The sequence below is a fragment of the Flagellimonas eckloniae genome, from assembly GCF_001413955.1.
Taxonomy (GTDB): Bacteria; Bacteroidota; Bacteroidia; order Flavobacteriales; family Flavobacteriaceae; genus Flagellimonas; species Flagellimonas eckloniae.
In genome coordinates, this window is record NZ_LCTZ01000002.1 from 351,961 (window position 1) to 376,653 (window position 24,693).

Below are 24,693 nucleotides of genomic sequence, written 5' to 3' on the forward strand. Positions count from 1 at the left end.
AAAAAACAGTGGTTAATTTTCGGAGAGGGTATTCAAATATTGAGTTAGGTATTGGATATCCTCTTTTTTATGGGATGCACTTAACACAATTCTACTCTTTAAACTTGAGGCTTCACTGGGATATCTGAAATTGGTCACAATAATCTTCTTTCGCTCCAAATGTTTTACCAAAGGTTCATTGGAAAAACTAAATGTGGGATGCTCGGCCACAAAGTCAAACTTTTCAATATTGGGCAAATTGCCAACGAACAACCCAATATTACTACTCAAAATCCCCCTTTTTTGTCTATAGATTTCTTTGGAATTCATAAGTGTTGCCAATCCCGCAGGCGAAGCTGGACTTGCGCCACCATAAAAATCAGTTTTTTTAAGTGTTTCAATTCTTTGTTGAGAGCCAAAAACAGCCCCCGCCTGTACGCCAAAGCCCTTTCCCAGTGAACCACAGACAATCAATTCTTTTGTTCGTAGATTTTTTAATTTCGAATAAGCTCCACCTCCATTATGACCAACAATACCCAGACCATGGGAATCATCAGCAACAACAATACTATTATCTAAAGGGAGAGAACGTAATTCTTCAAATTCAGGATAATTCTGTCCAGAAAAATCAATGGTATCTAAAAAAACCGCTGGAACTTTTTTGCTTTCCGATGTCAATTGTTTTCTTAACTCAAAATTTAGCTCAGCGAACGTTTCAAATGGTTTTGCTTCAGAATGATAAAGTGCTGAATGGGTGTTGGGAGCATAGAAAACTTGGTACTCATCAGAGCTGAAAGATTTTGCGATAAGCTGACCCGCTAAAAACCCTGAGGACAATGTGATACAAGCTTCACAACCTACTGTTTCGGACAAATGTTCCTCAACCTCTTCAAAGATGCTTAGTTGAATGTTCGATTTTCGTGAAGCACCATAATTAGTGCCATATTTTTTTAGATTTTTGATGAATACGTTCTGAAATTCAGTGTCCAGCTGAAGCCCTAAATAGCCCGTACCTCCAAAATAAAGATATTCCTTGCCATCTTTCCGAATGGTTCTTCCTGGAAAAGAATCTATGAAAACTGCCATTAGTTGAGCGTTACACCGCTACCTGATATAGAAGGAAACAAAACTTCCCCATTATTTTTTATAACGACCCCATTTGCGATATCTTCTTTAAGTAGCATGGCCCCGTCCATATCTACATAGTCCAGTTGTGGTAACAATTGGGCAATGGCAGAAATACCCACAGTGGACTCGGTCATACAACCAACCATAATTTTTAATCCCATTTCTTTTCCCTTTTTTATCATACGTAGGGCGGGGGTAAGACCTCCACATTTGGTCAATTTTATATTGATGCCATTAAAATGCAAACCACATTTTTCCACGTCAGTTTCAACAATACAACTCTCATCCGCAATTACAGGCAAAACACTGTGATGCATTACCTGTTCCATACCGCTCCAATCGTCAGCTTTTAAGGGTTGCTCTAAAAACTCTACCCCTAAATCTTTTAGCAAGGGAGCATTATGGATTGTCTCCTCCGCGGTCCATGCACAGTTTGCATCTATCCTAAAAATAGCGTTGGTGTGTTTTCGTAATTCTCGCACAATGGCTACATCATCATTGGTTCCCAGCTTAATTTTATAAATGGGCCAAGGTGTTTCCTTCATTTTGTCAACCATTTTTTCAATAGAAGCAATACCTATGGTATAATTGGTTGTAGGATAGGTTGAAATATCTGTACCCCACAAGGTATGGAGTGGTTTATCTTGCAATTTTCCATGGAGATCATGTGCGGCAAGATCTAAAGCACAGATGGCGAAATTTGTCAAGCCTTTTTCTACTAAAAATTGATGAAAAACTTCTGGAGTGGCAAAATCAAAGGATTCAATCTCATTCTGAATGGCGGTAATTTCCGCAATCATACTTTCCACCGTAATCTGATAATACGGATTTGAAGTGGCTTCTCCATATCCGGTTTTCCCATGCAACGAAATTCCAACGATCAACGAGTTTTGAAAATCGTGTGACTCCCTTGAAATACTAAAAGTATGCTTTAGTGCAAGGGTATATTTTTTTACGCTAATTTGCATAGAAAATAGGTTTATACTAAGATAAATAAACCCCTTGTACTATAAAACAAAAACCCTGATTCTTATACAGAAATCAGGGCTTAATTTTTAACTTCTTTTGAATGTAGTATTCAAAATTATTGGTGAATAGATTCTTAATACTTGTGTACGCTGCCGGACACCGATTTTTTCTGCTGTACGCTGGCATCTCCAGTGTATGAAATATCCGCTCCGCTACTAGCATCCGCCACTAAGGATTCAGATACGTTTACAGAAATATCTGAGCCACTACTTGCATCAGCACTGCACTTTTTGGTCAATAGTTCACGGGCCCTAATATCTGCTCCACTGCTGGCATCGGCATAAAGCATATCACTTTTACCGGATACTTTAATATCGGCACCGCTACTCGCATCGGCAGAAACTTCAGAGGCAACCAATTCCACATGTAAATCGGACCCACTACTGGCATCCAACTCTATTTTTTCAGCTTCGATAACGTTTTGTGCAATAAGGTCTGCGCCACTTGAGCTTCTTAAACCAGTAACATGTGGAAGCGATACGTAAACTTTTTTTGTTGCTCTACCAATATTTTCGATGGCGTGGATTTTAAGCTTTCCATCTTTGATGTCGGTTCCGATTAAATCGATGATGTTTTCATCGGCTTCAACGGAAATTTTGAATTCCTTATCCTGGATTACAAATACATCCAAACCTTCAGATGCGGATACTACTGTAAATTCTTCCGTTATGTTTCTGGTTTCCTCTACTACTTCTCCATTTCCTTTTTTTCCATCTCCAAAACTGATGTCAAAATTACAGGAGGAGGCAAAGAGTGCCATTAATACTGCGATTGCGATTCTTGCTAGTGTTGTCATGATTGTTGTTTTTATGATTGATTAAAATTCGTGTTTATTGATTATTATACATTTTATTATTTACCCAATTGTTGAATAGGCTTACTCAGTTGTCTTTTTTTTCACCCGCTTTAATTTCAATGCCATCCTCATCAATCTTCATTTTAAAGGAATCGTTGTTGTCTTTGACATCAATATCGATACCGTTTTCGTCTATTATTATTTTTCCTCCCTCATCTTCATCGTCATCTTCTAGAAGCTCACGCTCTGGAGGACAGTCCTGACATTTTAATTCGCCATCATTTCCCATTATCCAAGTGTAGCCGATTATACTGCTTCTATAGTAATCTTGGTCATTTTTTATCCCTCTTCCAATATGGCCTTTTGTTGATTCCCCAAATTTCAATATCATTCCTGTAGGAACAAATAGGGTAGAAGTAACTTCTTGGTTTCTAGCTTTGTTGGAGCTATCCGTTGTTAAGTATTTATCAAAGACTATTTCATTTCCCAATTGCTGAAAGCCATAATTTATTTCTTTTGCCCGTTCTCTCCCAGCTAAATTGGAACTTCCATGGGAATCTTTTCGAATGTTGATTTTCATCTGCCCATCCTCAGCTCTTCGTATTTTTAAATCAACATCATCTGAAATTAAAATTCGGTTGTCGTTTTCATCATAAGAAAATGTCATACGTCCAAAATGGGCATTATTCATGCTATACTCAAATTCAGAATCTTTGATTTTTATCAACAAGGTATCCGTTGGATTTTCCAGTACAATTTCACTTTGGGTATTTACACTACCAACATGGGCGAATTCCGCTGCTTGACGAATACCAAGGGCAAATAATGTTCCTATGGAGATAAGCCACAGACCAAGTAATGAGAATTTGGCAATGTTCCCTATGGATTTTAAATTATTCACCAGAATCTTCAGGCCTAAATAGAGTAGGAAGAAGAAAGGTATTCCCACGGCAAAAAATAACAATATGGATACAATCCAAACCGGGGCTCCGGTGGTGTTCACAATTTCATAGAAGTCTACTCCCGGAAGGTGTATGGCATCAAAAATTCCCAAGGTGAATGCACCAACGAACAATCCAATTAGTGTGGAGGCACCTATTATGATCAGTAAAATCCCAATAAACTTGCCTATTATCTTAAAAAAGAACATAATAATATCCCCTATGGTATCGAAAAAGGTCTTGGAGCCGCTTTTGACCTTGTCGCCAACTTTTTCATAGTCAACGCTTTTTACTTTATCTGCAACATCATCAAACCCCTCTTTAACTTTGCGTTCTATATTGCTGATGTTGATGGGCTCCCCCGTCATGTCCAATTTTTGGGAGGTAGTGGCGGCTTCGGGAACCAAAATCCAAAGGAGGATATAGGCTATTAGTCCAAAACCGGTAAATACGGCCAATAAAATAAAAATAAGTCTGATCCAAAGGGCATCAAACCCTAAATAGTATTCCAAACCGGAACAGACCCCTCCAATGTACTTTTGGTCAATATCCCGATACAATTTTTTAGTCTTCCGTGTTGTTTTATCCGAAGCTTTTCGAGGTTCATCCTCAAAAATATCCTCATCAACCATATAATCTTCGGGCTGCCCCATGATATTGATTACCTCATCCACTTCTTTTTGGGTAATGACCTGTCTGTCATTTTCCATTTTTTCCAAAAAGAGTTCTGCCACCCTGGCTTCAATGTCAGCGATGATCTCATCGCTTCCGGCCGTACCCGAGAATGATCGTTTTATGGATTCTAGATACCGCCTAAGTTTGTTATACGCCTCATCATCTATGTGAAAGAGTGTATTTGCGAGATTTATATTTACTGTCTTGTTCATTTTTGTCTTTATTTTGTGTTGGTTACCAGATTAACGGCACTTCTTAGTTCATCCCAGGTGCCGTTGAGTTCTTTCAGGAACAAACGGCCTGTTTCGGTAAGCGCATAATATTTTCGTGGTGGTCCCGAAGTGGATTCTTCCCAACGATAGTTGAGCAATCCTGCATTTTTTAACCTCGTTAGCAGAGGATAAATGGTACCTTCCACTACTAGCATCTTAGCGTCTTTTAAAGCTCCTAGAATTTCTGATGCATATTTATCCTTATCCCGTAAGATAGAAAGAATGCAATATTCTAGAACCCCTTTGCGCATTTGTGCTTTTGTATTTTCTATATTCATAATGTCATGGTTCTAATAAATTAACTGTTCGTTTTTTGTTCCCGCGCTGTCCCTCTCTGATGAGAAGAGGGAGCGAGAACTTTTTTTGATTGATGATTGATTGATGATTTTTCGTTTTTTGATTGATTAATAAACTCCTTATCTATTTTTGCATATACTACGTTTAGCATAGGCAATTATTTTTGTAATTGATGATCGTAACTCAGTTCTCTTTTAATTTTCCAATGTCCATCTTCCAACACCCATACATGTGTGAATTTGGCAAGATCACCTTTTTGGTATTCCTTCTTTTCATTTAAAAATTCGAATGAATGAATTCCATGTTGAATGGCACCGTACAATTCTCCCTTTTTATATAAGGGGTAGACTTCTAAACTACCTGACACTAAGATTCTTTTTGCCTGTTGTGGCTTGTTCTTGTCAATTTTAGCACAATTTTCTCTGTTGGGTGCCAAAAAATTATCTCTCCCTATTGTAACTCCTCCTTTATCATGGTAAAACTCAAAATCTTCGGTAAACAATGATTCCATGGTGTCAACATCACATTGATTAAAAGCAGCATCAAACAATGTGCTGTCCTTTTTCTTCAGAGTCATGTACAACTCAGAATCCTGAGACATTTGAGCACTCATCAAAGACGTCATGCTTATTGCCAATACAGTGATTATGTTGTTAATGACTTTCATTATTTAATGAATTTAATGGTGAATGGATATTTAAAAGTCTCTCCTTCATTGGTTCGTATAGTAGCCAAAATGGTGTAAACAATATTTATGACAACTAAGGCTACTTGAATTAAGCCAGTAATTCCCGCGGGCCAAAAAAACCGGCCAAATCTAAAATCGTCGCTATCAAAATGTATGTTTATGTCATTTAAGTTTCTCAACCCATGAAAACCAAAAAAGCCTCCATCAAATAAATCTGGTAAACCGTGAATAAAAAAAGGAATGCTTATCAATCCGGCTACAATTGAATACAACAACATGCTTATTTGAAAGTTAAGTGCTTGCTTACCATTGTAATCCACAAACTTGTGCTCTTTTTTGTTTGCTGTCCATAAAATCAATGGGAGAATAAAATTCCCAAAGGGTATAAAGTACTTGGAAAACGTTGAAGCATGTATGATTGCTGAGAGATTTCGTTCGTGTTTGGTTAAAGTGGCTGCCATGATTTTTTGATTGATATTGAATAACAAATTTAGTTTACCTATTAGCTTACCATGCAAATATATATCCAAAAGATGGTACTATGCAAAACAAAGTACTAAATATTAACATATATTTAACAAATTGATATCCCTACTATTTTCCTTATTTTTAGCAAACCTAAATATGTACTATGGCTTCAAAAGCTAGTAAATTCAACACATTTACATTCTTTACCCTTCCATCTGCATGGTGGTGCGGCGTACGAGTTAAATATATAGATGATAAAAAAACAGTAACTACCGTGAAGCATCGGTGGATAAACCAAAATCCTTTTAAGAGTATGTTTTGGGCAGTTCAGGGTATGGCAGCAGAGCTTAGTACCGGTGCCATGGTCATCAATCAAATAAAAGATAGTGGAAGAAAAATTTCCATGTTGGTTCTCAACAACAACGCCAATTTTTCAAAAAAGGCGACAGGAAAAATTACGTTTACCTGTGAAGATGGTCATTTGATTGAAGATGCCATAAAAAAAACAATTGAAACAGGAGAAGGACAGACCATTTGGATGAAATCCGTTGGGACAAACAAAGATGGTGTAGTGGTCTCAACTTTTAATTTTGAGTGGACCATAAAACTTAAGGCCTGAATTTTGGTATTTTGGATTATTACATTTTTTTGTAAATTCATCCAACAGTAATTAATTGAATACTAAACACACATGGGAAAATTTGAAATTAAATCCACTAGTACTGGTAAAACAATGTTCAACCTTAAAGCAGGTAATGGTCAAGTAATTTTGACCAGCCAGTCGTATGCCAGTAAGGACGGTTGCAAAAATGGTATTGAATCTGTACGAACAAATTCTCAGACAGATGCTCAATTTGAACGCAAAACTGCTAAAGATGGAAGTCCATTCTTTACGTTAAATGCTACCAATGGTCAAGTAATAGGTAAAAGCGAGATGTATAACTCAACTGCTGCCATGGAAAACGGAATTGCGTCTGTTAAGAAAAATGCGCCAGATGCTGCAGTAGATGATAATTCGTAAGAAAATCACTTGTCTCTTTATATGGGATTAGTACAATAGAATAAAAGGCGACCTAAATGGGTCGCTTTTTTTATTCCTTAAAATTACTTCAGTAAAACAAAATTGTTAAGGTTGAAATTTGTAACAAAACTCTAAAGATGTCAACTAATACATAGCAATATAAAAAATCAAAAAATGAACGCACACGAAATAGACTATGAAATTTACGGAGAGGAAATGCAATATGTAGAAATAGAGCTTGACCCCCAAGAAGCTGTTGTTGCAGAGGCAGGCAGTTTTATGATGATGGACACCGATATAAAGATGGACACCATTTTTGGAGATGGCTCAGGACAGGACTCTGGGGTTTTGGGTAAGTTATTTTCAGCAGGTAAGCGATTATTGACAGGGGAGAGTCTTTTTATGACCGCTTTTTTAAACGTAGGACAGGGTAAAAAGAAAGCAAGCTTCGCTTCACCATACCCAGGTAAAATACTGCCCATAGACCTTTCGGAAAAAGGTGGGAAGTTCATCTGCCAGAAAGATGCTTTTTTATGTGCTGCCAAAGGGGTTTCCGTTGGGGTTGAATTCTCAAAACGTTTAGGACGTGGCCTTTTTGGTGGGGAAGGCTTTATCATGCAAAAATTGGAAGGTGATGGAATGGCTTTTGTTCATGCGGGTGGTACCATGGCCAAGAAAGAATTGGCAGCTGGGGAGGTCTTAAAAGTGGATACCGGTTGTATTGTAGGTTTCTCCCATACTGTGGATTATGATATAGAATTTGTTGGAGGCATTAAAAACACTGTTTTTGGAGGTGAAGGTTTATTCTTTGCCACACTTAGAGGCCCAGGAACCGTGTATGTGCAGTCATTGCCCTTTAGCAGACTTGCCGGTAGGGTATTGGCATCCATACCAAGAGGTGGAAAGGATAAAGGAGAAGGTAGTATTCTAGGAACTTTGGGTGATATTGCTATGGGAGATAATCGGTTCTAATGTAGTTGTTGGTTGATAGTTGGCAGTAATCAGTAATTAACTGTCAGTTCGAGCGCAGTCGAGAACTATTCTTTAGATATATAATCAGAACAGATTAGTTTTCTGATTGAATATGGTTCATTAATTTTAGTGATCGCAAAAAACAAATGAACTTCCAAGACCTATTTACGTTTCTTACTGAATTACAACAAAACAATACCAAAGAATGGATGGATAACAACCGAAAGTGGTACAAATCCCTTCGGAATGATTTCATTCTATGGTTGGACGATTTGGACCTGACCATGGCACAATTGGATGATGCATATTATCCAACGCCAGGAAAAAAAGGTATCAACCGAATCAATAACAATCTAATGTTCCATCCACATAAACCCATTTATAAAGACCATTTTGGCGCGGGATTGGACAAAGCCCCAAATTCGGCCGACTTTTATATTGAAGTAGGGGTAAAGCAATGCTTATTGGCTGGTGGATTTTGGCGTCCAGATTCAAAAACATTGCGAAGCATCCGTGAAGGAATAGATTATAATGGGGAAGAACTGCTCGAAATCATAGAAAAGCCCTCTTTTAAAAAGTTGTTTGGTGGACTTTATGAAGATGAAAGGTTGATCAGTGCCCCAAAGGGCTTCACGAATGATCATCCACATATTGAACTGCTTCGAAATAAAACCTTTGCAGTGGAACTTCAATTGGATAAGAAAGAGGTTTTAAAAGAGAATTTCAAAGAAAAAATTAAAGAAGTTTATATGGAAATGCTGCCTTTCCTCCGATATTTGAACAACGCTGCAACAGTTTAATCCACATTATGAAGTACGGAAACGTCAAGAATATAAAAAAGGAATTGCTATCTGATAACTGGTATTCCTTGAACAAGGTCACTTTTGAATATCAACGCGAAGATGGAAAATGGGAAACTCAGGTACGCGAAGCCTATGATCGAGGAAACGGAGCTGTTATCCTATTATATAACAAGGAGAAGGGCACCGTAATCCTTACAAGACAATTTAGAATGCCCACTTATTTAAATGGTAATGAAGACGGGATGATGATTGAAGCTTGTGCAGGGATTTTGGAAAAAGGAAATGCAGAACAGACCATTATTATGGAAGTTGAAGAAGAAACCGGGTATAAGATTTCGGATGTTGAAAAAGTTTTTGAATCGTATATGTCACCTGGTTCCGTTACTGAAGTACTTTACTTTTTTGTTGGTCAATATGAAGACGATATGAAAGTAAGTGCAGGCGGAGGTGCAGAAGACGAAACCGAGAACATTGAAGTTTTGGAAATGACCTTTGCAAAAGCTTTGCAAATGGTAGCAAGCGGAGAAATCAAGGATGCAAAAACTATTATGCTATTGCAATATGCACAAATACAGCGTTTAATCAACTAATAATTTTCGTGAAGATCTTTTAAGACTGTTGCAATCTCCAGACGTATTTGCGAAGTTGGAATGGTAAAATGGTTGTTCATAAAACTGAAAATCAACAATTTTCCTGATTTGGTTTTAAGGTAGCCGCTAAGGTTGTAATTATTCCCAACATAACCCGATTTAGCAAAAATATAGGGCTTGGTATTCGGATTTTCCCATTTTGTAATTGTTCCTAAAGCACCCCAGGAAGGAAAAAGTTGAAACAATCTTTTTCCCGGAACCTTGGTATATATTTTTTGGAGTATTTGCACAAAGGATTTTGGAGTGAACAAATTGTAGCGCGAAAGGCCTGAACCATCCACCCATCTGGGTTGGTGTTCCAAATCAGCTAAATCATTTTCCAGCATATGAGTTATGACAGTTTTGGTGCTCAGCGTATCCGAAAGCATGGAGGAGGCTGCCATTAGCAATTGCTCTGCTAAAAAATTATCGCTTTTGTGCAACATGAGTTTGTAAATGGAATCAGTTTCAATTCCATAGAGAATCTTTTTATCTCCTGCAGGAAAACTATCAATTAAGGATATATTCTTTTTTAGGTTGTTTTCCAATAAGTGTTTTGTAAGTAGATCACTGGTAATAAAAGGTACTTCCAAAGTATCTTTTTCTGAAGGTGAAATAAAGAAATGATTTATGAATTCATCTCTTTGTTTAGATTCTTCTATTAGAATGACATTTTCCTTAAAAAAAGATGGAGACACGTTTAAACTATCTGGCTTGGAAATAGTGACCACATTTCCATAAAGCGGGAATGTACTTTTCTCTGGGGAAAAATAGGTATCGTAATCTTCCCATGCCCATCCAGGTCCATATTTATCTTCGGCGGAATTTTTTAGATACAAGCTTACATTCTTGAAGGAGTTTAGAAAATTTATCGCGGTACTATCTTCAAAATATGGATGTAGGGCAGATGGATCTCCCGTTCCTTCGGCAAAAAGAGTATCGTTCTGAACATGATATTTAAGTGAAGGAATGTTTTTCGGCAACAATACCAATCCGGTGAAAAAGGTCACAATTTTTAAATTACTCGCTGGAGTAAAATATCTATCACCGTTGGTATTGTAAATCACTTCATCTCTTTCAGTGTCCAAAACAACCAGCCCATGAAAAGAATTGTTCAAGGGTTCATTTTGCAATAGAGTGCTGTATTTGGTAACTCGGGAAGAAGAGCAGCCTAAAAGAAGGAAAAAGCTTGTTAAGGTAATAATAGTCAAATACTTAAGACGCTGATTGTATGGAAGGTACATTTTACTGTTTATAGAATTTAACACGAATTTATTTAATTTTTAACCGCTTTTTGACGTATTTAAGCATGATTTTTCTTAAATTAGTTGCTCAACCTTTTAATCCAATTAATCAATTTTCTATGCCTAGAGCAATGTTAGATTACACCAAAACTGTCTTGCAAAAAGTAAGTTTTGATGCTAAGCTATTCGCAAAAGAATTAAAAAAAGCTGTTTCAAGGTTATTACCAAGTGAAATCGAAGAACTCAAAATCTGGTTAGAGTATTTTATTTTAGATAAACCAGAATTACATCCTACATTACTATTAATAAAAGCATAAAATAAGAGCCGCGAAAAGCGGCTTTTTTATTTTTAAAAGGCTTAATTTTTTCCTAAGGGACTAATTATTTTTACGTCTTGAAAGGCAATGGCACCTCGCACAACTCCTGAAATTACTTCCTTCAGAGCCTCCGTAATTTGAATTTTAAGTTCACTCTTATGATATATTAAACTTATTTCCCGTGCAGGGGAGGGGTTTTTAAATTGCCTTAAGGACGACTTTTTTTTCTGATCAAGCTCTAAAGTATTCAAATAAGGTAATAATGTCATGCCCATTCCTTCATCCGATAAACTTACCAAGGTTTCAAAACTTCCACTTTCAATTTTAAACTGCTCTTCGTGTTGGTTCTTTGGAGATTTACATAGATTGATGACGCCATCTCTAAAACAATGTCCATCCTGCAATAAAAGGATATCATTCACATCTAAATCTTCAGTGGTCAAAAGTTCTTTGGAGGATAAGCGGTGGTTTTTTGGAACATACCCCACAAACGGCTCGTAATAAAGAGGACGCTCTTTAATAAACTCAATTTCTAAAGGAGTAGCCGCTATTCCAGCATCCAAATGACCGTCCAATAAATTCCGAATCAATGTATCAGTTGGCTGTTCCTTTATGATCAGGTTCACCTTGGGGTATTTCTTAATAAAAGTATTAAGGAACATTGGCAATAGTGTTGGCATTACGGTAGGGATGATTCCTATGGTGTAATCCCCTCCTATAAATCCCTTGTCTTGGTCAACAATGTCCTTAATGCGCTCTGCTTCGGCAACTATATTTTTAGCCTGCGCAACTATTTTTTTACCTACCTCTGTTATTGAAATGGGTTTTTTACTTCGATCAAATATTAAAACGTCGAGTTCATCCTCAAGTTTTTGCACCTGCATGCTCAACGTAGGCTGGGTAACAAAACTCTTTTCAGCAGCAAGGGTGAAATTTTTATATTCAGCAACAGCTAAAACGTACTGTAATTGCGTTATGGTCATTCATTATAAATTAGCAATATAAAAATATGAAAAACTATCAATTTAATTTATGATGATTTAAAGAAAGATGTTCCTTGTTGATATATTAATACAAAATGAAAGAGGCTTGCAAACAGCAAGCCTCTTTATTTGATTGATGAACTGGTGTTGTCTAGAACCTGATTTCAAATTCTAAATCTTCTTCATTAGCTTCAAATTGCGCAGTGGAAAAAGAAGGAGGTCCAAAAGACATATCATTGCCAGATAGTCCATAACTTTCTTTAGGCATTCCATTTGCCTCAAAATCCATTCTACCATTTTCATTGGTATCATGCAAAGCCATTACCGCATAAGTTCCTGGTGTTACGTCCTTAAAAGTGAAGGAAACGGTTCCATTCTCAATTTTACTTTCCAAATTCCGCATTCCTGGGCCCTTCATAAATGTGTCAGCTGTATGCAGGCCAACCATTACCTTGCCTTCATTGCTGGCAACATTGGTAATGGAGACCTTAATGTTAATACCTGTTGTTTCTTGGGCGATGCTTAAAAAGCTAACAAGAAGAAAAGTTAGTGTTAGTGTCAAAGTTTTCATAATGAATGTTTTTGTTGTTAGTGATGGACCAAATTTCCTTCAAAGCAGTTTGCTTTAAAATTTCAATCTACTGAAATGTTGTTTTTTAAGACTGAACTGTAATTCAAAAAAAGCATCACAATTCATCCTGAAAATTCCACAGTTGAGTGTTTCTGATTGGTTTGGTGAAAGTGAGCACATCATTTTTGCGGCATCAAATAACAAACAGTCATGAAAAACCACATTCTTTTAGTAATCACTTTTTTTAACTTCAGCATTTTGTTGGCACAAACAACAATTTCAGGTATTGTAACCGATACTAAAAATATTCCCATTGTAGGGGCCAATGTATATTTGGAAGGAACCTATGATGGAGCTTCTACCGATGAAAGTGGTACATTCAATTTTGAAACCTCCGAAACGGGCACGCAAACCTTGGTGATTTCCATGCTGTCCTATGATGCGCATTATGAGGTTGGTGATGTCACCTATTTCAAAAATCTTAAAATCAATTTATTGGAATCCATAAATACCTTGACTGGAGTTACTCTAACGGCCGGGACTTTTGAAGCTGGCGATAACTCCAAAGTATCAGTGCTAAAACCTCTGGATATTGTAACAACGGCTGGTGCTGTTGGTGACTTTGTTGGAGCACTGCAAACGCTGCCTGGAACTACATCGGTAAATGAAGATGGCAGACTTTTTGTCCGCGGAGGATCTGCAGAAGAAACCCAGGTATTTATAGATGGACTCCGCGTTTTTCAACCATTTAATGCTACTGCAAACAATACGCCAACAAGAGGTCGATTTTCCCCATTTCTTTTTAAAGGAATTACGTTTAGCACCGGAGGGTATTCAGCAGAATATGGCCAAGCGCTATCTAGTGTGCTGTTACTGAATACTACAGATGTTCCAAACCAAGAAAAAACGGACATTTCAATAATGTCGGTTGGCGCGGGATTGAGCCATACCAAAATATGGGGAGATCAATCTTTGAGCATAAATACATCCTACATAAATCTTGCACCTTATGAAGCTTTAATACCTTCTGATCAAGGTGTAAAATGGAATAGTCCCTATGAATCCTTGGCTGGAGAAGCTGTTTTCAGAAGCAAGGGGGATAGAAGTATGTTTAAGTTGTACACTGGTTTCAACTATGCAAATTTGGATATAGAGCAAGAGGATATCAATTTCGATGATTTGGTCGGATTTCAATTAAAGAACAACAATCTATATTTCAACTCATCATACAAATACTTTTTTGAGAATGATTGGACTCTTACTTCTGGTGCTGCGATTTCATGGGATACCAACAACATAGGATTGGAGGAAGGAGCTGTTGATGACAAAGAGGCTGCGTCACATATAAAAATTAAAGCGAGAAAAAATTTTAGCAGTAGGTTTAACCTAAACTTTGGATCAGAGGTTTTTGTAACCAATTTTGATGAGACCTTTACGGATGCTATGGATGAATCCTTTACCAGTAATTACGAAGATCGATTGTTTGCAGGGTTTTTAGAAGCAGATATTTTTTTTAGTAATCATTTTGCCGTGAAATTAGGAGTCAGAGGAGAAAATAGTTCCTTATTGGATGATTTTACTATTTCGCCTAGAGTTTCATTGGCATACAAGCCGGGCGAAAAAGGTCAGTTTTCCTTGGCATATGGTGATTTTTACCAAAACCCATTATCAGAAGTGGCAAAGTTTGGGCAACCACTGCTTTCTGAAAAAACATCACATTACATCCTGAATTATCAATATGTTGGAGATGGAAAAACATTTAGGGCGGAGACATATTACAAAGATTATGACAATTTGGTGAAGTTTGATACAGATTTGCCCCAGTTTAATTCTATCTATTCAAATTCCGGTGACGGATATGCTGCTGGTCTTGATCTTTTTTGGCGAGACAACAAGAGTATTAAGAATTTGGATTATTGGGTTTCCTACTCATATTTGGATACAAAAAGGGACTATAGAAATTATTTGGAAAGTGCTACGCCCAATTTTGCTCCAAAACATAACCTTTCCTTAGTGACCAAATACTGGGTTGATGAATTGCGTTCCCAAATAGGCGTATCCTATTCATATGGTTCAGGAAGGCCATATGACAATCCAAATACCGAAGAATTTTTAGCTGAAACAACAAGGTCATTTAATAGTTTAAGCCTTAATTGGGCCTATTTAATAGATCAACAAAAAATCCTTTTCTTTTCAGTTAGTAATGTGTTGGGGTTCAATAATGTTAGCGATTATCAATATGCGGATACTCCAAATATGAATGGAGTTTTTGATAGACGCGCAATTACTCCTCCAGCAGATAGTTTCTTTTTTGTAGGCTTCTTTTGGACCATTAGTTCAGATGGAAAAAGCAATCAACTTGATAATCTGTAGATTACTTTATAAAAGAAGTTCCATTTGAATATCGCTGCGCTCATAAGGAGACTTGGCCCCATGAATTTGTACGAACCCTAATTTACGATACAAACTAATAGCTGGTTTTAATACTTTATTACTTTCAAGATATAGTCTTTTTGCTCCTTGGAATCTCGCTTTTGCAATAATATGCTCGGCTAGCAGTTTTCCTATGCCCCTCCCTTGTACCTTGGGTGATACCCCCATTTTAGCCATTTCATAGTCAAATCCAGGATAATCGCAATGTATTAAAGCACATACACCAACAGGTTCATCATCCAATAGGGCAACAGCAATATAGCCCCCTTTGTCAAGAATGTATTTCTTTGGATTATTGAGAGCAATACGGTCCATTTCCTCAATCTTAAAATACTTGAGAATCCACTCTTCATTAAGTGTTTTAAAAGCATCTTTATAAGTTTCAGTGTACGCCACTATTCTTAGGTTTTCACTCATATTTTTAATACATAATAGTCGTAGATTGTACAAAAATACATTGAAAACGATAAAAGCTTTCGGGAATTTAAAAGAAGTAAGTCACTAAATTTCAGGCGAGAACATCCAATTTTTTTCACATAATCACGTTTGATAACTAGTAAATACGGTTTTTAACGATTAAATTGGTTATTTACCGATAAAAAATGTAATATTATATAAAAGTTAATAGTAAAACTCTTACAAGTATCCCAAATCTTGCTAATGAGACCAAACAGAAAATATTTACCTGTTACCAGCAGGCTCTTTAACCTACAAACACCATTTCGCTATGGAAGTAAAACTACCCCTATTTTCCAAGTATATCATTGCGTTTCGTTTTAAATGGTTTTTTTCGCTACTTGTATGCTGCATTTTTTTTAGTAAAATTGGCGCGCAAGAAAGTAATCCATACGTAAGCTATGACGTACCATTCCAAAATCTATTAAAGTTCAATAGGTTTTTGATAAATCCTACTTTTTCAGCAGTTCGAGAAGATAAATCCTATGTTAACCTTTTTCATAGAAGTCAAGGAGCTGATTTTAACGACAATAATCAAAACTACTTTCTGAGCTATAGTGGTCGTATTAATGATCGTATTGGACTTGGAGTAAGTCTTTATAATCAACAGGAAGGCGTGATTTCCAATCTGGGGGTAATGGCAAATTATTCCCACGGTATTCAATTGGGCCAAAAAAGCAACCTCAGTTTTGGGGTAAATATTCCTTATTATGTCAGCAGTTTTGATCCTGATAGGGCAATTACCGTGGATGAAGATCCTTTGCTGAACGATGCTTCACAAAATTCCATTATTTCCTTCCAACCAGGGCTTAATCTTTCCCTTGGAAAGTTTGATTTTGGCGTTTTTGCACAAAACTTGGTGGACTATAACATGAGGTCGGGAAAATCTTTGACTGATTTTAATGAGAAGACCTTTTCTGGACATATTCAATTTGCCCATGAGTTTAAAAATGGAGCAGGTATTTTTGAAGATGGACGTTTATTGCCTTTGGCCAGAGCTAGGTTTGAAGGAGCTCAGGACCCTATTTTTGGAGGTGGTCTTATTCTTGATTTACCAAAGCTGGGATGGATTCAGGGAGGATATGACCAATTTTATGGTGCTTCAGCAGGTACCGGTTTCAATTTAAATAGGAGACTTTCCTTTGGCTATAATTTTGAGAAGAATATCAATAACAATTTAACAAATCTTGGTGTTACCCATGAGGTTTCCATAGCTTTTTCGTTTGTTCCCATACTTTCAAGAAACAGTATTGCGTCAACGGATGATTCCACTAGAGAACCTATTGAAGGAACTTTTGTGGCAGACACAAAAAAGCATAAGAAAACTCCCAAAAACAAACTAGATGCGGAGACAACCCTTCGTCCAACAAATAAAGAAGACCTCGCTTTTTGGGAAGAACAAGTCAAACTATTGAAAGCTCAACAGGATGACAACTATGCCGTAATCAATGAGTTGATTTTTAAAATGGATTCGTTAGAGGAAAATAGACAGCGCGATATGGAAAAGCGGTTTGAAATGGTGATGCGAATGGTAGAGCGCAAGACCGATAACAAACGCCCAGACATTGAGGAGGCTGCGCAAAAATTATATTTGGCCAAACACAAGGATTTGGATTCCATAGCAAGATCTTTGGAAACTACACAGTTAGCGGAAAACTCAAGTTCCAAAACAGATCAGGAATCTAAAAATAAAAAGGGCTCGTTCTCCGGAGGTGCTTTTAAACCTATTGAAAAGTTCATAAATCTAGATGGAGTAGGAAAAGGGCACTACATTGTGGCCAATGTCTTTAAAAATGAGCGGTACTTGAAAAGTTTTATGGCTCAACTTAAAGCTAAGGGATTGAATGCCAAGTATTTTAAAAACCCTGACAATGGCCTTAATTATGTTTATTTGGCAATGTATCAGGAAAATGAACTGGCTTACCAGGCATATCGTTCTAAGATGGAAGGCAAGTACAGTGATGAAATTTGGATTATGCATGTAGACAATCCAAGGTATTCAAATTGGGCGGACACCAAGTTTATGGACAATGAATAAGTAATCAGGATTTACGTTCAATCATCTTTTTAGCAATAGCTTTACTTCCGGCATCTTCTTTTTCATGAAGCTCGGAAGTAATTTTTGGATGGTCTTCTGTACGTGTTTGAGAGAGTTTGTATGCTGCTTGAATTTCTGTGATTTCAACTTGAAAACCAACAACTCCTTTCACTTGTCTTAGAGTTTTTGGAGACATATCATCAAGAGAAATAGGGTTTTTAGAATCCTTTTCATATTTGTGCACCAATTTGTGAAGAGATTTCATGGTATCTTTTTCATTGAGAACACTTAATTTTCCATAAACATGCACCGCAATATAGTTCCAAGTGGGAACTTCCTCTTCCTTGTACCATGAAGATGATACATATGCATGGGGACCGTTGAAAATACACAAGACTTCGGTTATGTCACTAAATGCCTTCCATTGCGGATTCGCCTTGGCAATATGCCCTACAAGAACATCTTTTCCTTGTTCATTCCTATCTAACTCCAAAGGAATATGTGTAGCATAAGGTCTTCCATCTGTTTGATTAACCAAAATGCCAAAGCTGTTATTGATCAAGAAATCTTTGATTTCAGCTAGATTTTCATTTTTGTAGTAATGTGGGATATACATCTATTCAAATTTTGACGAAAAGGGTTCAATTAGTTTTCAGTAGAATTTAATGATGTGAGTTTTTATAATGTTCCTTGATCAGATCCCTTCCAAAGTCTCCATCAAAATCACGCCAAACAGAATGAATATGATTTGCATTTTCCTGGGTATTATCAAATTCAACCAAAAACGTTTTTCCTTGAATGCGGTAATAATGGGGTTTACCTATTTCGGTTTCTCCAGCCCATCCAAAGTGGATATTCCCAAACTCTTCTTTTTTTAAGTTCTCCATGCGCATCTTTGCCAATTCTTCTGGCATTGCGGATAGGTATTCAAAAATAAGTTCAGAAATCATTTGTTGTTGATTATCCGTTAATTCCGATACAGAAATTCCAACGGTTTCAAGAGGTGTAACTGTTGAAAAGTTACTTGAAACATTATCTCTAAAGGCCTTTTCCCTAAAAATAGCTTTTGCTTTTTGAACTTCATTTAGCTGGTTGATTAGTTCCAGTGCTAAATCCTGTTCCGTTGCCAAAGTGCGCTCACCTTTTCTAGTACCGGATTTTATGATTGCCGGACTCGCTCCAAAAAAACGAGGAGTATAGGAAACTTTATCGTCAACAACAGTAAAGTTTAAGGAAATATGGTGCCCTTCAAAAGACCATCCCCAAACTGCATCTTTTTTTGGGTAGCCATAGATCGCAACATGATATTTTTTAGAATCGCGCATGTGGGTATTTCCGCTAAGTTCCGCAAGAACGTTTTCAAGATCTATAATCCTGATGGTTTTTTCATAGCCCGAAAGACTTAAATGGCTTTTTAGCATCGTATGGAATAATTTGGATTGGGAACTATTTAATTTTCCAATTTGAATACCAGGTCTTTCCCACATGGATGCAGGTAAAAAATGCCAGTTTTGACGTGTTTCAGTTTCAAAAGGGAATTGGGTTTTTTCGAGTTGCGCAACATTGAGCGATTTTAAAAAAGCCACTACAGGGTCTGAATCTGACTGCCCAAAGGATGGGAAGACAATGATGCAAAATAACCATAGAATATACTTTTTCATAAGTAGTTATTAAAATGGTAAGTCAGTGAAAAAAATCATTGCAAGATACGGTTTAGCTATAAATAGCTTAACCACCACTTTCCCTTATTGTTGAGTTTGTAAATCATGTATTTGTTACAAATGGGGTACAGAAAGAGTACAATGCCAACCCAAATCAAATAGACGCTTCCCAATTCACTTTTGATTGATTATCAAATATATAGGCACAAACTTTTAATGCTAAAACTGAAAATAAATAAATTGCTCCCCACTACCTTGTGCAATACAGATAAGTATAAACATTACAGCCCAAACTATGCCCAATGCCCACGGGTGTATTTTTTTGCTTACTTCTTTCATGTTGGTGTTGCGCATGAACCAATGGCAGATAAAAAGAAGGGCAACCACAGTAAATACCTTGATAATATCAAAAGACCCGAGAATTTTTTCACCCTCATCATTCAGAAACAGCATTGATGTAACCATGTTTTTAGCTGTGGAAAATTCTCTTGCCCTGAAAAATACCCATGTGAAATTTACCAAAGTGTAGGTTAACAAGGCAAATAGAATCCCATTCCAAGCATTTATTTTGATGGGTATTACTTTTTTGAGCAAACGTTCACCTACCAGGTAGATGCCATGCAAAGCGCCCCAAACAACAAAGGTCCATGCAGCTCCATGCCAAAGACCACCCAATAACATGGTGAGCATTAAGGCAACATACATGCGGGTAATCCCGTGTCTATTTCCACCCAAAGGAATATATAAATAATCTCGTAACCAGCTAGAGAGGGAAATATGCCAACGTTTCCATAGATCTCTGAAACCAATAGAAGCGTAGGGAAACATAAAGTTATCAGGAAGAACAATTCCCAACATCAATGCAATGCCAATGGCACAGGTAGAATATCCGGCAAAATCAAAAAAGATTTGACCTGAAAATGCAAGTGTGCCCGACCAAGCATCCATTCCATGAAGAATGTTCTTCGAGCCAAAAACTGTATCGGAAGTTCCAGACAGCAACGTATCTGCCAGCACTACTTTTTGAAATAATCCAATAGTCAATAAAAACAAACCCCAGATAAATTGTTGCGCAGTGGCTTTTTTGGATTCGTAAAATTGTGAAATAAGATCTTTTGCCCTTACAATTGGACCCGCCACTAGTTGCGGAAAGAAGGTTACATACAACGCAAAATCTAAAAAGGTCTTGGCGGGGTCTATTTTCTTCTTATAAATGTCAATTGTATAGGACATGGTCTGGAAGGTGTAAAACGAAATTCCCATGGGCAGAATAATATCCATAGGCTGTGCTTGGAAATCCCACCCAATGCTATTTGCCGCTGTAACAAAGTTTTCCAGTAAAAAATCCCCGTATTTAAAAAAGGCCAAGAACCCAAGATTTACAACCATGCTTAGCAAGAGCCATAATTTTCTAATATTTTGTCGTTCTTCTTTGGCCAATTGGTTTCCTGCTGTCCAGTCTACCATGGTTGAAATCCATAGAAGCAGAATTAATGGCGGATTCCATAACCCATAAAAGACATAACTGGCCAATAACAGCATTGTTTTTTTTCCTGTCCAGTTAAAAAGAGGAGCATAATACAGTGCTAATACAACTGTCAAAAAGACAATAAATCCTAATGAATTGAATAACATATTTAGTTGGTTTTTTGTAAGTGTTTATCTTTAATTAGTTGGTTTACCAAATCGGCGGTATACGTTTTTGCATCTTCGGCATTCATATGGGACCAATCTGGCAATGTATGTTTTGACATAAATCCGTAATCTTCAAAATGATATGCTGGACAATCCAGAAGTTCAACAAATTTGTCCCAAACCTTATTTTTAGGAAGGATTCTTTTGGTGTGCATATTCCACTCATTTTCAGCCTTATGCCTTACCAAAATAATTTTCCCTCCACGGGCCTTGAATTTTTTTGCTGGCTCTTGATATTTTTCAATTATTGTGGGCACCACATCTTTGATGACCTCATAATCTGGGATATATGGTAAGAAAGAATTCCAAACATTTTGGACTTTTTCTGCAAATTCAGGTTTGGTTACCATTGAAGAGAACATGATTAAATTTCTATCTTCATCATTGTAGCCAAAATTCAGGAACTTAGGTGCAGGTGGAATCCTTTCGCCAATCGAGATAGTGTTTATCAGTGCTTTTAAATCAAGGTCATTGTAAAACTTCAGCTCTGATGAGGTCAGCATTACCAAATTTCGTTCTAAAGGTTTTGAAACCCAAAAACCCAGTTTTTGGGCATAGGTTTGATTGTGGTAATGTTCCACCCACATTTTGGCCTCTAAATTTCGTTGTTCCACCCCTGGTGAGAAACAAAGAAGCGGTGTAACTCCAAGAATCAGTGTTCCATTAAAATCGGTATTTTCAACAATATCTTCAAGGAATGGTAGGGGAGGTTTACCGTTTGTAGATAAGTTTATGGGTTTACTACCTTGTACTTCTTCCCAAACATGTGTGTTAAAATCAAATCCAGTTCTTGACGAGCCAATGATAACAACGTCGTTCTCAGTAGCTGATGCTACTTTGGCTTTGTGCTGAGCCCAGAGATATCTATCGTCTTCTAGATTTGCTCTGTAATAATCTGGTTTTGAACGCCAATGTATCTCCCAAGCAGCCAGACTTATTATACTGAGTAGAATGGCAATTAACAATGATTGTTTCAGCTTCATCTTTGTCATTATTAGTTAGTGAACATACCATCTGTTTTCATAATCTTGATGAACTCCCTGGTAAAGTAATCTGCATCATCTGCTGTTAGATGGGACCATTCTGGGAGGGTTAGATTTTGTAACTGTGGATAATCTTCAAAGTGATAGGCTCTGACATTGGCTTTTTCAACCAATTCATCCCAAAACTCGTTTCTGGGAGTAATCTTAGTTTCAAAATCCCGTAGATAGCCTGTTGATGGACAACGTAGCAAAATAACGTTTCCACCTTTTTCCTTAAATTTTTTTAAATCTTCAAGAAAAAAAGCCATTGTTGCTTTTTTATCTGGAGGCGGTCCTTCCCCGGACATAAAAAATTGCCAAACTTTTTTCACGGTATTTGCAAAGGCTGTATCAGTTTCCATCCGTTTTTTCATGCGTACATTTCTGTCCAGTCTTATGGTTTCAAAGGAATGGAATGGAGGCATTGGGTCAAAAACGCGATTGCCAATTTTTACTTTTCCCAATAATTCTTTTAGATTGAGACCATCTACCCCTTCAACTTCACTTATAAAAGCAAGCGAATTTTGAAGTGGAATGGATAACTTATGATTTATGCGTTGGGCGAAGGTTCTATCATGAAAATAGTCTATTCTAGCCTGTGGCCAAGCCCAAGGCGGAGCTTCAGGATATGTAGTTGAAAAAAAGAGGCCAGGTGTTACCCCAACTAGAATGGTGCCATTAAAGGAGGAGGTATTGACTATATCATGAAAAACAGGTAAAGGGGAGCAGCCACCAGCTGACAATTGAATAGGTTTCTTTCCAATTATTTTTTTCCATTCATCCAGTTGTATATCAAAATGCACTCTGGAAGATCCAATAAGAACAATGTCTTCTTTGGATAGATCATCAACTTTAGAGCGTTCAAGTGCCCAAAGGGCATCATTATCATCAATTGATCGTGAGAACCCCTGGGAACGCAAAAAAAATTCCCATCCAACAAGTCCAATTACACCTAAAAATAAAGCAATGAGAAGTGATTGTTTTAAATTCATCTGGTTGTTTTTGGTTTAATTCTTAGTGGTTGTTTCTTTTTGTAGGTTAAGGACCGCCAAAGCCATTCTGCAGGTCCATACTGAAAGTATTTTAACCAAATAGGGCTGAAAATCAATTGGAAAAGCCAAATGGCACCTACAACATAATAAAGTTCGTAACGCTGAAGTTTTCCATACAGCGCAAATCCGAAACCTAAAAATACAAAAGCAGTTATAATGCTGTGTATTAGATAATTGCTCAATGCCATTTTACCTACGGCTGCTAGTGCTTTTTGAAGAAAATTAAGGAAACCGGATTTTATGAACAACATAAAAAGGCCAATATGACCAAGAGTGGTGAACAAACGTCCAATATGATACGTTTGTCCTGATTTTGACATTGCTACAACATCAAAATTTGAGTTTACATCTATACTAGTTTCATAATAATTTATAGACAACCCAATCAAATATCCCGTGACCATCATGATGAGGTAAAACAGATAGTTTTTTTCTCCATGAAAAATCCGGAGTTTAAAAAATGCCATACCAATAAACATGAAACTTAAGAGGTCCCAAGGCCAATAGCGATAGGTAACATAGGTTTGCATGAACTGGTTCATTTTGGCATTGGTCTTCATAATGGACCAATATCCCTCATTCATTTTTTTAATTTGTTCCGTTACCTCTTCAGCAGTCTTTTTTTCTTTTTTCTTTTCCCACTTGTCAAATGCAGCTTGCTGATCTTTGGAAAGGGAATCCCCTTCTTTTTTTAAAGCCTCTGCAACCAAGCCTTCTTTTTGCGTCTTTAGTGTTTTTCTATGGTCGGCCACATCCCATAAAACACCAATGGAAACCAATACAATACCACAGATTAACAATGTCTTGACTTTTGAATTTCTAAAAGGAAATAGCATGAGCCCAAATAGTGCGTAGGGATAAAGGATTTCTCCAAACCATAACAGTACATAAGCATGAAAAATACCAAATAGCAATAACCATAGCAGTCTTCGGTAATAAATATCAGCAGTCTTAATACCTGCACCGCTTTTTTCTAATCGAGAGGTCAATAAAATAATACTGGCTCCAAACAATATGGTAAAAAGTCCCCGCATGGTTCCTTCAAAAAGCATATTGTTCATGATCCAAACCTTTAGGTTGAGCCCTTCTGATCCTCCTGCAATGGTTGGATCACCATAAGCAAAAGGAAGCCCTATACCATTAATGTTCATGAGCAATATTCCTAAAAGCGCAATTCCCCGGATTACGTCCAAGGAATTGATTCTATCTTTTTTTTGTGTTGGTTGAAGTGATTGTTGGTTGGTTGTATTCATTTAATTACTATTTAACTGATTTGTTTCATGTCAAACATCATAATCAACCACATAATGACAAGTACTGATCTATCCAAGAGGGGAACAAACTGAGAAAGAGTGGGGGAGGTATAGTAAATATCTCAGTTCTCGAATATAGTAAAAAACTGGTAACGTATTATTTAAACGGATAATCAAATGAACTTATCCACAAAACCAATAGGTCTGATGAAACTTTCTCAAATGCAGAATAATAAAAAATCCCAAAACCTTTTTTAGGTTTTGGGATTA

25 protein-coding genes are annotated in these 24,693 nt (G+C 37.0%); 8 read left to right on the plus strand and 17 right to left on the minus strand.

Annotation, left to right across the window (positions count from 1 at the left end; all coding sequences use genetic code 11):
- Positions 1–12 precede the first annotated feature (12 nt).
- From AAY42_RS01460 to AAY42_RS01490, 7 genes are all read right to left on the minus strand, one after another.
- Complete coding sequence (locus tag AAY42_RS01460) at positions 13–1,065, minus strand: aminotransferase class I/II-fold pyridoxal phosphate-dependent enzyme (RefSeq protein ID WP_055392233.1); 1,053 nt, start codon at positions 1,063–1,065, stop codon at positions 13–15.
- Positions 1,065–2,075 carry a dipeptide epimerase gene (locus AAY42_RS01465; protein WP_055392234.1) on the minus strand — a complete coding sequence of 337 codons (1,011 nt, stop codon included), beginning with the start codon at positions 2,073–2,075 and terminating at the stop codon, positions 1,065–1,067. The genes AAY42_RS01460 and AAY42_RS01465 overlap by 1 nt, the downstream gene beginning before the upstream one ends.
- A gap of 134 nt (positions 2,076–2,209) precedes the next feature.
- Positions 2,210–2,932, minus strand: coding sequence for a head GIN domain-containing protein (locus tag AAY42_RS01470; protein WP_055392235.1), 723 nt, complete (start codon positions 2,930–2,932; stop codon positions 2,210–2,212).
- 85 nt (positions 2,933–3,017) lie between these two features.
- Positions 3,018–4,760: a PspC domain-containing protein gene (locus tag AAY42_RS01475; protein WP_055392236.1), complete on the minus strand. Its 1,743-nt coding sequence runs from the start codon at positions 4,758–4,760 to the stop codon at positions 3,018–3,020.
- Between the two features lie 8 nt (positions 4,761–4,768).
- Positions 4,769–5,098, minus strand: coding sequence for a PadR family transcriptional regulator (locus AAY42_RS01480; protein ID WP_055392237.1), 330 nt, complete (start codon positions 5,096–5,098; stop codon positions 4,769–4,771).
- Between the two features lie 176 nt (positions 5,099–5,274).
- Positions 5,275–5,784: a YybH family protein gene (locus tag AAY42_RS01485; RefSeq protein ID WP_055392238.1), complete on the minus strand. Its 510-nt coding sequence runs from the start codon at positions 5,782–5,784 to the stop codon at positions 5,275–5,277.
- A complete protein-coding gene (locus tag AAY42_RS01490; protein ID WP_055397670.1) occupies positions 5,784–6,266 on the minus strand; it encodes a DUF4870 domain-containing protein in 483 nt (160 codons plus the stop codon). The genes AAY42_RS01485 and AAY42_RS01490 overlap by 1 nt, the downstream gene beginning before the upstream one ends.
- Before the next feature lie 170 nt (positions 6,267–6,436).
- Here AAY42_RS01490 and AAY42_RS01495 point away from each other — a divergent pair, with 170 nt between their 5' ends.
- The 5 genes from AAY42_RS01495 (at position 6,437) to AAY42_RS01515 (ending at position 9,659) form a co-directional block, all read left to right on the plus strand.
- Entirely contained in the window at positions 6,437–6,892 is a 456-nt protein-coding gene (locus AAY42_RS01495; protein WP_055392239.1) for a DUF4442 domain-containing protein, read from the plus strand.
- 72 nt (positions 6,893–6,964) lie between these two features.
- Entirely contained in the window at positions 6,965–7,294 is a 330-nt protein-coding gene (locus AAY42_RS01500) for a YegP family protein (protein ID WP_055392240.1), read from the plus strand.
- A gap of 174 nt (positions 7,295–7,468) precedes the next feature.
- A complete protein-coding gene (locus tag AAY42_RS01505; RefSeq protein ID WP_055392241.1) occupies positions 7,469–8,266 on the plus strand; it encodes a TIGR00266 family protein in 798 nt (265 codons plus the stop codon).
- A gap of 146 nt (positions 8,267–8,412) precedes the next feature.
- The gene (locus AAY42_RS01510; RefSeq protein ID WP_055392242.1) at positions 8,413–9,066 is read left to right on the plus strand and encodes a DUF2461 domain-containing protein; all 654 of its coding nucleotides are present in this window, start codon (positions 8,413–8,415) and stop codon (positions 9,064–9,066) included.
- Between the two features lie 8 nt (positions 9,067–9,074).
- Positions 9,075–9,659 (plus strand): NUDIX domain-containing protein, encoded by a 585-nt coding sequence (locus tag AAY42_RS01515; RefSeq protein WP_055392243.1) that lies wholly within the window; start codon positions 9,075–9,077, stop codon positions 9,657–9,659.
- Here the strand turns inward: AAY42_RS01515 and AAY42_RS01520 are convergent.
- Positions 9,656–10,942 (minus strand): D-alanyl-D-alanine carboxypeptidase, encoded by a 1,287-nt coding sequence (locus AAY42_RS01520; RefSeq protein WP_055392244.1) that lies wholly within the window; start codon positions 10,940–10,942, stop codon positions 9,656–9,658. The two genes, AAY42_RS01515 and AAY42_RS01520, sit on opposite strands and share 4 nt — an antisense overlap.
- 65 nt (positions 10,943–11,007) lie before the next feature.
- Here AAY42_RS01520 and AAY42_RS01525 point away from each other — a divergent pair, with 65 nt between their 5' ends.
- Positions 11,008–11,259 (plus strand): hypothetical protein, encoded by a 252-nt coding sequence (locus AAY42_RS01525; RefSeq protein WP_417935074.1) that lies wholly within the window; start codon positions 11,008–11,010, stop codon positions 11,257–11,259.
- A gap of 41 nt (positions 11,260–11,300) precedes the next feature.
- Here AAY42_RS01525 and AAY42_RS01530 read toward each other — a convergent pair whose 3' ends face one another.
- A complete protein-coding gene (locus AAY42_RS01530; RefSeq protein ID WP_055392245.1) occupies positions 11,301–12,242 on the minus strand; it encodes a hydrogen peroxide-inducible genes activator in 942 nt (313 codons plus the stop codon).
- Between the two features lie 151 nt (positions 12,243–12,393).
- Positions 12,394–12,813: a DUF2141 domain-containing protein gene (locus AAY42_RS01535; RefSeq protein WP_055392246.1), complete on the minus strand. Its 420-nt coding sequence runs from the start codon at positions 12,811–12,813 to the stop codon at positions 12,394–12,396.
- Between the two features lie 210 nt (positions 12,814–13,023).
- Between AAY42_RS01535 and AAY42_RS01540 the strand changes: the two genes are divergently transcribed.
- Positions 13,024–15,186, plus strand: a complete 2,163-nt coding sequence (locus AAY42_RS01540) for a TonB-dependent receptor (RefSeq protein WP_055392247.1) — start codon at positions 13,024–13,026, stop codon at positions 15,184–15,186.
- Between the two features lie 6 nt (positions 15,187–15,192).
- On the opposite strand, the gene AAY42_RS01545 is transcribed toward AAY42_RS01540, so the two are convergent.
- Complete coding sequence (locus AAY42_RS01545; protein WP_055392248.1) at positions 15,193–15,663, minus strand: GNAT family N-acetyltransferase; 471 nt, start codon at positions 15,661–15,663, stop codon at positions 15,193–15,195.
- Between the two features lie 310 nt (positions 15,664–15,973).
- On the opposite strand from AAY42_RS01545, the gene AAY42_RS01550 reads away from it, so the two are divergent.
- On the plus strand, positions 15,974–17,740 hold the full coding sequence (locus AAY42_RS01550) for a PorP/SprF family type IX secretion system membrane protein (protein WP_055392249.1): 1,767 nt from the start codon (positions 15,974–15,976) through the stop codon (positions 17,738–17,740).
- A 4-nt stretch (positions 17,741–17,744) separates the two neighbouring features.
- Here AAY42_RS01550 and AAY42_RS01555 read toward each other — a convergent pair whose 3' ends face one another.
- The 6 genes from AAY42_RS01555 to AAY42_RS01580 all read right to left on the minus strand — a co-directional run bounded on the left by AAY42_RS01555 (position 17,745) and on the right by AAY42_RS01580 (position 24,423).
- Positions 17,745–18,356, minus strand: a complete 612-nt coding sequence (locus AAY42_RS01555) for an FMN-binding negative transcriptional regulator (RefSeq protein WP_055392250.1) — start codon at positions 18,354–18,356, stop codon at positions 17,745–17,747.
- A 46-nt stretch (positions 18,357–18,402) separates the two neighbouring features.
- Positions 18,403–19,401 carry a DUF3500 domain-containing protein gene (locus AAY42_RS01560; protein ID WP_055392251.1) on the minus strand — a complete coding sequence of 333 codons (999 nt, stop codon included), beginning with the start codon at positions 19,399–19,401 and terminating at the stop codon, positions 18,403–18,405.
- Between the two features lie 219 nt (positions 19,402–19,620).
- Positions 19,621–21,036, minus strand: coding sequence for an MBOAT family O-acyltransferase (locus AAY42_RS01565; protein WP_055392252.1), 1,416 nt, complete (start codon positions 21,034–21,036; stop codon positions 19,621–19,623).
- A gap of 2 nt (positions 21,037–21,038) precedes the next feature.
- The gene (locus tag AAY42_RS01570; protein ID WP_139063608.1) at positions 21,039–22,079 is read right to left on the minus strand and encodes a hypothetical protein; all 1,041 of its coding nucleotides are present in this window, start codon (positions 22,077–22,079) and stop codon (positions 21,039–21,041) included.
- 11 nt (positions 22,080–22,090) lie between these two features.
- Positions 22,091–23,110, minus strand: a complete 1,020-nt coding sequence (locus tag AAY42_RS01575) for a hypothetical protein (protein WP_055392254.1) — start codon at positions 23,108–23,110, stop codon at positions 22,091–22,093.
- Positions 23,107–24,423, minus strand: coding sequence for a DUF418 domain-containing protein (locus tag AAY42_RS01580; RefSeq protein ID WP_055392255.1), 1,317 nt, complete (start codon positions 24,421–24,423; stop codon positions 23,107–23,109). The genes AAY42_RS01575 and AAY42_RS01580 overlap by 4 nt, the downstream gene beginning before the upstream one ends.
- Between the last annotated feature and the right edge of the window lie 270 nt (positions 24,424–24,693).

Bases quoted from the DNA above. Each gene is read 5' to 3' on its own strand.
- AAY42_RS01460 (WP_055392233.1), bottom strand. From the start codon at position 1,065: ATGGCAGTTTTCATAGATTCTTTTCCAGGAAGAACCATTCGGAAAGAT.
- AAY42_RS01465 (WP_055392234.1), bottom strand. From the start codon at position 2,075: ATGCAAATTAGCGTAAAAAAATATACCCTTGCACTAAAGCATACTTTT.
- AAY42_RS01470 (WP_055392235.1), bottom strand. From the start codon at position 2,932: ATGACAACACTAGCAAGAATCGCAATCGCAGTATTAATGGCACTCTTT.
- AAY42_RS01475 (WP_055392236.1), bottom strand. From the start codon at position 4,760: ATGAACAAGACAGTAAATATAAATCTCGCAAATACACTCTTTCACATA.
- AAY42_RS01480 (WP_055392237.1), bottom strand. From the start codon at position 5,098: ATGAATATAGAAAATACAAAAGCACAAATGCGCAAAGGGGTTCTAGAA.
- AAY42_RS01485 (WP_055392238.1), bottom strand. From the start codon at position 5,784: ATGAAAGTCATTAACAACATAATCACTGTATTGGCAATAAGCATGACG.
- AAY42_RS01490 (WP_055397670.1), bottom strand. From the start codon at position 6,266: ATGGCAGCCACTTTAACCAAACACGAACGAAATCTCTCAGCAATCATA.
- AAY42_RS01495 (WP_055392239.1), top strand. From the start codon at position 6,437: ATGGCTTCAAAAGCTAGTAAATTCAACACATTTACATTCTTTACCCTT.
- AAY42_RS01500 (WP_055392240.1), top strand. From the start codon at position 6,965: ATGGGAAAATTTGAAATTAAATCCACTAGTACTGGTAAAACAATGTTC.
- AAY42_RS01505 (WP_055392241.1), top strand. From the start codon at position 7,469: ATGAACGCACACGAAATAGACTATGAAATTTACGGAGAGGAAATGCAA.
- AAY42_RS01510 (WP_055392242.1), top strand. From the start codon at position 8,413: ATGAACTTCCAAGACCTATTTACGTTTCTTACTGAATTACAACAAAAC.
- AAY42_RS01515 (WP_055392243.1), top strand. From the start codon at position 9,075: ATGAAGTACGGAAACGTCAAGAATATAAAAAAGGAATTGCTATCTGAT.
- AAY42_RS01520 (WP_055392244.1), bottom strand. From the start codon at position 10,942: ATGTACCTTCCATACAATCAGCGTCTTAAGTATTTGACTATTATTACC.
- AAY42_RS01525 (WP_417935074.1), top strand. From the start codon at position 11,008: ATGATTTTTCTTAAATTAGTTGCTCAACCTTTTAATCCAATTAATCAA.
- AAY42_RS01530 (WP_055392245.1), bottom strand. From the start codon at position 12,242: ATGACCATAACGCAATTACAGTACGTTTTAGCTGTTGCTGAATATAAA.
- AAY42_RS01535 (WP_055392246.1), bottom strand. From the start codon at position 12,813: ATGAAAACTTTGACACTAACACTAACTTTTCTTCTTGTTAGCTTTTTA.
- AAY42_RS01540 (WP_055392247.1), top strand. From the start codon at position 13,024: ATGAAAAACCACATTCTTTTAGTAATCACTTTTTTTAACTTCAGCATT.
- AAY42_RS01545 (WP_055392248.1), bottom strand. From the start codon at position 15,663: ATGAGTGAAAACCTAAGAATAGTGGCGTACACTGAAACTTATAAAGAT.
- AAY42_RS01550 (WP_055392249.1), top strand. From the start codon at position 15,974: ATGGAAGTAAAACTACCCCTATTTTCCAAGTATATCATTGCGTTTCGT.
- AAY42_RS01555 (WP_055392250.1), bottom strand. From the start codon at position 18,356: ATGTATATCCCACATTACTACAAAAATGAAAATCTAGCTGAAATCAAA.
- AAY42_RS01560 (WP_055392251.1), bottom strand. From the start codon at position 19,401: ATGAAAAAGTATATTCTATGGTTATTTTGCATCATTGTCTTCCCATCC.
- AAY42_RS01565 (WP_055392252.1), bottom strand. From the start codon at position 21,036: ATGTTATTCAATTCATTAGGATTTATTGTCTTTTTGACAGTTGTATTA.
- AAY42_RS01570 (WP_139063608.1), bottom strand. From the start codon at position 22,079: ATGAAGCTGAAACAATCATTGTTAATTGCCATTCTACTCAGTATAATA.
- AAY42_RS01575 (WP_055392254.1), bottom strand. From the start codon at position 23,110: ATGAATTTAAAACAATCACTTCTCATTGCTTTATTTTTAGGTGTAATT.
- AAY42_RS01580 (WP_055392255.1), bottom strand. From the start codon at position 24,423: ATGAATACAACCAACCAACAATCACTTCAACCAACACAAAAAAAAGAT.